The 7,174-nt window shown below is 66.7% G+C and carries 7 protein-coding genes; 6 read left to right on the top strand and 1 reads right to left on the bottom strand.

Features of this window, described 5'->3' with window-relative positions; translation table 11 throughout:
* Positions 1-113: 113 nt before the first annotated feature.
* The 4 genes from queF to DBR34_RS17530 all read left to right on the top strand — a co-directional run bounded on the left by queF (position 114) and on the right by DBR34_RS17530 (position 4,656).
* Positions 114-932 carry an NADPH-dependent 7-cyano-7-deazaguanine reductase QueF gene (queF, locus tag DBR34_RS17545; protein WP_128097734.1) on the top strand — a complete coding sequence of 273 codons (819 nt, stop codon included), beginning with the start codon at positions 114-116 and terminating at the stop codon, positions 930-932.
* Positions 933-1,346: 414 nt separating this feature from the next.
* Entirely contained in the window at positions 1,347-1,640 is a 294-nt protein-coding gene (locus DBR34_RS17540; RefSeq protein ID WP_038685816.1) for a LysM peptidoglycan-binding domain-containing protein, read from the top strand.
* Between the two features lie 44 nt (positions 1,641-1,684).
* Positions 1,685-2,191: a hypothetical protein gene (locus DBR34_RS17535; RefSeq protein ID WP_128097733.1), complete on the top strand. Its 507-nt coding sequence runs from the start codon at positions 1,685-1,687 to the stop codon at positions 2,189-2,191.
* Between the two features lie 239 nt (positions 2,192-2,430).
* Positions 2,431-4,656, top strand: a complete 2,226-nt coding sequence (locus DBR34_RS17530; RefSeq protein ID WP_128097732.1) for an NADP-dependent isocitrate dehydrogenase — start codon at positions 2,431-2,433, stop codon at positions 4,654-4,656.
* Between the two features lie 95 nt (positions 4,657-4,751).
* On the opposite strand, the gene DBR34_RS17525 is transcribed toward DBR34_RS17530, so the two are convergent.
* Positions 4,752-5,639 (bottom strand): hypothetical protein, encoded by an 888-nt coding sequence (locus DBR34_RS17525; RefSeq protein WP_128097731.1) that lies wholly within the window; start codon positions 5,637-5,639, stop codon positions 4,752-4,754.
* 316 nt (positions 5,640-5,955) lie between these two features.
* On the opposite strand from DBR34_RS17525, the gene DBR34_RS17520 reads away from it, so the two are divergent.
* Together DBR34_RS17520 and DBR34_RS23790 are read left to right on the top strand one after the other, a co-directional pair.
* Positions 5,956-6,909, top strand: a complete 954-nt coding sequence (locus DBR34_RS17520; protein WP_128097730.1) for a hypothetical protein — start codon at positions 5,956-5,958, stop codon at positions 6,907-6,909.
* A 1-nt stretch (position 6,910) separates the two neighbouring features.
* The coding region (locus DBR34_RS23790; protein WP_258224078.1) for a GTPase at positions 6,911-7,174 on the top strand (264 nt) is incomplete at its 3' end.

Genomic DNA, 7,174 nt, shown 5'->3' with positions numbered 1-7,174 from the left:
AGCCGGCGGGATGGTTTCGGTCTTCCCGCCGGCTGGGTCGCAATGGCTCCGGGTCGCGGTGGCCTTCTTTTTCGTTGCCGGACGCCGTGCGGCTACCGGCGTAAAATGGGGCGATGAATACCCCCCAGGACTCCAGCCTCGGTCGCGAGGTTGCTTACCCGTCGCAGTACGATCCCGCGCTGCTGTTTCCCATTCCGCGCCGTGGCGCGCGTGAAGAGATCGGTCTGGACGAGGCGGCGCTGCCGTTCGTCGGGCATGATCGTTGGCAGGCCTATGAGCTGAGCTGGCTGGACCGGCGCGGCAAGCCGCGGGTGGCGGTGGCCACGGTCAGCGTGCCGTGCACGTCGCCCAATCTGATCGAATCCAAGTCGTTCAAGCTGTACCTCAATTCGCTCAACAGCACGCGCTTCGACGACGACGAGGCGGCGCTGCGGCAGATCACGGCCGATCTTTCCGGGTGCGCCGGGGCGGTGGTGACGGTGCGGTTCGGGGTGCCGATGCTGGTCGAGGAGGCCGAGGGCGAGTCGCTGGACGAGCTGGATGTGGCGATCGAGTGCTACGGGCCGCCGGCGCCGGCGTTCCTGTCGGCCGACGCCGCCCAGGTGGTGACGGAGACGTTGAGTTCGGCGCTGCTGAAATCCAATTGCCCGGTGACCGGGCAGCCGGACTGGGCCAGTGTGAGCATCCGCTACCACGGGCCGCAGATCGACCGCGAGGGACTGCTGAAGTACCTGGTCAGCTACCGCGAACACGCCGAGTTCCACGAGCAGTGCGTGGAGCGGATCTTCAGCGAAATCACCCAGCGCTGCGCACCGCAGTGGCTGGAAGTGGAAGCGCGCTACACCCGCCGCGGCGGCCTGGACATCAACCCGTGGCGGGCCAGCCCGGGCATCGAGCTGCCGGCCCGCACCGTCCGCGACCTGCGCCAGTAGAGCGACCCCACGGGTCGCTGCCCCGGAACCCAACACCGCCCGGTAGAGCGACCCCACGGGTCGCGACCCCGGAACCCAACACCGCCCGGTAGAGCGACCCCACGGGTCGCGACCCCGGAACCCAACACCGCCCGGTAGAGCGACCCCACGGGTCGCTGCCCCGGAACCCAACACCGCCCGGTAGAGCGACCCCACGGGTCGCTGCCCCGGAACCCAACACCGCCCGGTAGAGCGACCCCATGGGTCGCTGCCCCGGAACCCGGCACCGCTCGCAGCCACCCATGGGGTGGCTCTACCCCCCGAAACGTGGTCGCGTCCACCCGTTCGGCGCGTCTTCACATCCACGCCATGCCCTATTAACACGGGCTGTGACAACGTCGCTCCCATGTCGTCAATGAAGACGGGAGTGTGTGGATGAGTACCGATAAGAAGGCCGATTTCTCCGGTGTCACCTCCAGCGTGGACAGCACCGCGCAGAAGGTCGAAAAGGCGGATTTCTCCGGCGTTACCGCTTCGGTGGACAGCACCGCCGAAAAGGTCGGGGGCACCTACACCGTGCAGAAGGGCGACTCGCTGTCGAAGATCGCCAAGCAGGAACTGGGCGATGCCAACGCCTGGAAAAAGATCTTCGAGGCCAACCGAGACGTGCTGGAGGACCCGGACAAGATCTTCCCGGGCCAGACCCTCAAGTTGCCGCCCAAAGCCTGAGTCACCCTTGCTTGTAGTCCACTGAATTCCCAGGGAGGAATTACATGAAGAAGACATCCATCAGTACTGCCGTTCTCGCTGCTCTGCTGGCCACCGTGGCATTGACCGGTTGCAAGAAGAAAGAAGACACCGCCGACAACAATGCGCAACCGGCGGCGGCAACGACCCCGGCTGAACCGGCACCGATGACGCCGGCAGCGCCCGAACCGATGGCCGCTGCGGCCGGCGTCAACGTCACCGCGGTGACGGTGGGCAAGACCGCTGCCGCCGACAAGAGCGTGGCCACGACTGCGCTGTTCGCGCCGAAGGACGACATCATCGTCTCGGTGCGCACCGATGGCGCGGCCAGCAATGCCAACATCGCCGCCAAGCTGACCTTCCAGGACGGCCAGGTCGCGGGCGAGCAGAACCAGTCGTTCACCACCACCGGTGCCGAGACCACCAACGTCACCTTCAAGAATGCCAAGGGCTGGCCGGCGGGCAAGTACCGCGCGGAAGTCACGGTAGATGGTAAGGCGGCAGGAACGCCGCAAGAGTTCGAGGTCAAGTAAGCCGCCAGCCGACTCTCTCCCGGCAACAGGCTCACGATGGACGCAGCCGCGAGGCTGCGTCTTTTTTATGGGCTGGTTTCAGATGATACGAAGCTGGCCGCACCACAGTGTTCCAATACGTTCGCGTATGGCCCGGCTTTGCTCCGGGGGGCTTAAAACGCGACAATGCGGGAGTTTCCCGCAGCGCGCCCCACCCGGCGCGGTCACTCATCAGATTCGCAAGAGAGCCTCCGTCCCCCATGTCGAACACGCCCAAGATTCTCTACACGCTCACCGATGAAGCCCCGTTCCTGGCGACCCAGTCGCTGCTGCCGATCGTCGAGGCCTACACCGCCACCGCCGGCATTGCCGTTGAAACCCGCGACATCTCGCTGTCCGGCCGCATCCTGGCGCTGTTCCCGGATTACCTGAAGGACGAGCAGAAGGAAGTGGACCACCTGGCCGAACTGGGCCAGCTGGCGACCACCCCGGACGCCAACATCATCAAGCTGCCCAACATCAGCGCCTCGGTGCCGCAGCTGAAGGCGGCCATCAAGGAACTGCAGGACCAGGGCTTCGCCCTGCCGAACTACCCGGACGTGCCCACCGACGACGTCTCGCGCGACATCAAGGCGCGCTACGACAAGGTCAAGGGCAGTGCGGTGAACCCGGTGCTGCGCGAAGGCAACTCCGATCGCCGCGCACCGCTGTCGGTGAAGAACTACGCGCGCAAGCACCCGCACCGCATGGGCAAGTGGTCCACCGAGTCCAAGTCGCATGTGGCGCACATGGACGGCGGCGATTTCTACGGCAGCGAAAAGTCGGCCACGCTGGCCACCGCCGGCAGCCTGAAGATCGAACTGCAGCAGGCCGATGGCACCACCGTCGTGCTGAAGGAAAAGACCGCGGTCAAGGCCGGTGAGATCGTCGATGCCGCCGTGATGAGCCGCAACGCGCTGGCCAGCTTCGTGCAGGCGCAGATCGCCGATGCCAAGGCCAAGGGCGTGCTGTTCTCGCTGCACCTCAAGGCCACCATGATGAAGGTCTCCGACCCGATCATGTTCGGCGTGGTCGTCGAAGAGTTCTACAAGGACGTGCTGGGCAAGCACGCCGACGTGCTCAAGCAGGCCGGTTTCGATCCCAACAACGGCATCGGTGACCTGTACGCGCGCCTGCCGCAGCTGCCCGAGGCCCTGCAGGAAACCATCAAGGCCGACCTGGCTGCCGAGTACGGCAAGCGCCCGGGCCTGGCGATGGTGAACTCCGACAAAGGCATTACCAACCTGCACGTGCCCAGCGACGTCATCGTCGACGCCTCGATGCCGGCGATGATCCGCGACTCGGGTGGCATGTGGAATGCCGACGGCAAGCTGCAGGACACCAAGGCCGTCATCCCCGACCGCTGCTACGCCGGTGTGTACCAGGCCGTCATCGACGACTGCCGTACTCACGGCGCGTTCGATCCGGCCACCATGGGCTCGGTGCCCAACGTCGGCCTGATGGCGCAGAAGGCCGAGGAATACGGCTCGCACGACAAGACCTTCCAGATCCCGGCCGACGGCACCGTGCGCGTCACCGACGAGGCGGGCAACGTGGTGTTCGAACACGCCGTGCAGACCGGTGACATCTGGCGCATGTGCCAGACCAAGGATGCCCCGATCCAGGACTGGGTGAAGCTGGCCGTCAACCGTGCCCGCCTGAGCAACACCCCGGCGGTGTTCTGGCTGGATGCCGCGCGTGCGCACGACGCGCAGGTGATCGCCAAGGTGGAAACCTACCTGAAGGACCACGACACGTCCGGCCTGGACATCCGCATCCTGACCCCGGTGGAGGCCACGGCCTTCTCGCTGGACCGCATCCGCAAGGGTGAGGACACCATCTCGGTGACCGGCAACGTGCTGCGCGATTACCTGACCGACCTGTTCCCGATCATGGAGCTGGGCACCAGCGCCAAGATGCTGTCGATCGTGCCGCTGATGGCCGGTGGCGGCCTGTTCGAGACCGGTGCCGGTGGGTCGGCGCCCAAGCACGTGCAGCAGTTCGTGGAAGAGGACTACCTGCGCTGGGATTCGCTGGGCGAGTTCCTGGCCCTGGCGGCCTCGCTGGAGCACCTCGGCAACCGTTACGACAACGCCGGTGCCACGGTGCTGGCCAAGACCCTGGACCAGGCCAACGGCCAGTTCCTGGACAACGACAAGTCGCCGTCGCGCAAGCTGGGTGGCATCGACAACCGCGGCAGCCACTTCTACATCGCGCTGTACTGGGCCCAGGCCCTGGCCGCCCAGGACGACGATGCCGCCCTGAAGGCCCGCTTCGCCCCGCTGGCCAAGGCACTGGCCGACAACGAGCAGAAGATCGTCGAAGAGCTGGCTGCGGTGCAGGGCAAGGCCGTGGACATCGGCGGCTACTACCGTCCGGACGTGGCCAAGGCCTCGGCCGCGATGCGCCCGAGCACCACCTTCAACGGCGCGCTGGCTGCGCTGTAAGGTCTCGCTGCCGCACCTGCGGTGATCGACAAAAACCCGCGCTTCGGCGCGGGTTTTTTGTTGCCGGTACCTGCCGGCTCCCAACCTGATCGGCGCTACCGCCGGGCGGCCACCGGGTCCGGGAACAACGGCGTGAGCCGTTCGATGGCTGCATCCAGCCGCGCCAGCTGTCCAGGCGCCAGCAGTTCGTGGCGAACCACCTGCTCGTAGTCGCCGCTGCCGCACGACCCCATCTGACAGAACTGATCCATCAACGGGCCACCCGCCACGCAATCGGCGCCGCGCCGGCACGCGGCAATCTGCAATGCGTATCCGGCCAGCTCGCCCAGGACCGGGTGACTGCCGTCATCGTCGTAGCGGTAGGCCATTTGACCCAGGTAGCGCATGGCGTTCAGATCGTCGGCGGCGATCGACTGTTCGATCAGGTCCAGGTAATCGGCCTTGTCTAACGTCTCCAGCGTGGCCATATGCAGCCACGCCTGCGATGCCACGTCGCCTTGGGCGGCTGCCTGTCTGCGCAGGGACCTCACGGCGGTGAGCGGAAAGCGCAGTCCCTCCTTGCCCCCGCAGCGGGCGTAGATGCGGCGCCCGGCATCGATGATGGCGGGGCCCGCCGTCGGGTCGAACGCCCCGTCGGCCAGATGCTCCACGCCACGCAGATAGTCCGCACGCGACAGGTTGACGAACGTGCAGTGCTCGTACCGTTCGGCCAGGGTGCGCTGGGCCAGGCGGTCGCCGGCCTGCGCCGCGATGTTGAGCTGCGCCAGCTCGGCGTTGGCCTGTTCGGCCATGCGTGCCAGGGACGCGGCGGACATCGGCAGCGCGGTGACGGCAGGGGCAGTGGCTGCCGCGCGCTGCGGTGCCGTGGGCACGGGGGCCGCTTCGGCGTCCACGCCGGGCGACCGCTGCAGCACGCTCCAGGCCATCCCGCCCATCAACAGCACCCCCAGCCCACCGGCGAACCAGGCGCCGGCCTTTGTCATGCCCCGCATTCCATTGCCTCCCTGCATGTGCCGCTGGACCCATCGCTACGCACCGACTCTATCGCATCCGTTCGTTCCCTTCCGCAGGCCGCTGAACTGTGATGTGCACCGGGACGCCCGGAATGTTGATGAAGGCCGCGTCAACGCCAGTGGTACGGAACTTGCCTTGTCCCCACAGCATCTGCCCGCCCTCGCACGGCGCACAAACGGCAGTTCAATCTGTGCGATACATCACTTAAGCCCCGGTATTGATGGCATAGCCTATCGACGATCTTTTCTGCAGCAAGTGTGATCTCTCACAACGCAGGGGAAGGCGATGGCCAGGGTGCTGGTGGTCGGATCGGATATCCAGGGGGAGCACGCCTTGCTGCAGCGCCTGCGCTCGGCCGCTGCACTGCCGGCCGACACCGTGCGCAGCTGCCGCGACCTGGATGACTGCGATCTATTGGTGATCAAGGACACACCCGCGTTGCGCAATGCCGCGCTGCGCATGGTGCGCGAGCGGCCGAAGATCCAGTTCTGGATCGAAGACCAGGATGGCCACCTGCGCCATGGCCAGGGCGACGAGCACGCGGTGCTGGACGACCATGCCATCGAACACGCACTGCGCCAGATGCCGCCCGCACCGGAACCGATCGAGGAACCCATCGCTGCCCGCAGCGCGAAGGCGATCACGCGCGTGCTGCGCGAAAGCCTGCAGTCGCGGCATGGCCACGCCGTGCTGGCGCTGGATGGCCTGCCGCTGCTGCTGGTGGATTTCGAGCAGGACCAGATGGTGGTGCCCGACGGCAGCGACAACGTGGCGATGGCGCAGGCCCTGTCGGACAGTTTCGAGCGCCTGGCCCTGCACGGCATCGCCGCCAAGCGCTACCAGCAGCTGGCCGGCGAGTTGCCACGGCAACCGCTGCGCCCGCTGTTGTGGCAATGGGGCCAGCATCCAGCGCACTGGCACGATCTGGATGCACGCCTGCGCCAGCACGCCCGCGTGCGCCTGCTGCGCTGGCCCGACTTCCGTGTACTGGGCCACCAGCACGACAGCTTCCGGTTGTGTTCGCTGTTGCTCAAGCGCGCCTGCAGCGTCGATGAGTGCGCCACGCTGCTGGAGATCCCGCGCGAGGCTGTAAGTGCGTTCGTGCACCCGGCCTACCTGTGCGGGTATGCCGCACTGGAAGCACCGGCCGCAGGCATGCGCCTGGCGGGGGGCGCGGGCGATGGCGGCGGCCTGCTGGCCCGCATGTGGCGCAGCGTGCGCCAGCGCGGCGGGGGCTGACGTGCGCGAACACAAGATCGTGGTGCTGGGCAGCATGGGGTGTGGAAAGTCGACCTTGGTGCGTGCCATCGCTGCCGGTGCGGTGATCAACACCGACGTGCACAACAGCGACCGCCAGGGCGCGGACAAGGCGTCCACCACGGTGGCGATGGACTACGCGGACATCGACCTTCCCAATGGCGACCGCCTGCGTCTGTACGGCACGCCCGGGCAGCAGCGCTTCGATTTCCTCTGGCCGATCCTGCTGCAGGGCGCCAGTGGCGTG

Source organism: Stenotrophomonas sp. HMWF003, assembly GCF_003061285.1.
Lineage (GTDB): Bacteria > Pseudomonadota > Gammaproteobacteria > Xanthomonadales > Xanthomonadaceae > Stenotrophomonas > Stenotrophomonas maltophilia_AP.
This window is presented reverse-complemented; position numbering and strand designations above follow the sequence as displayed.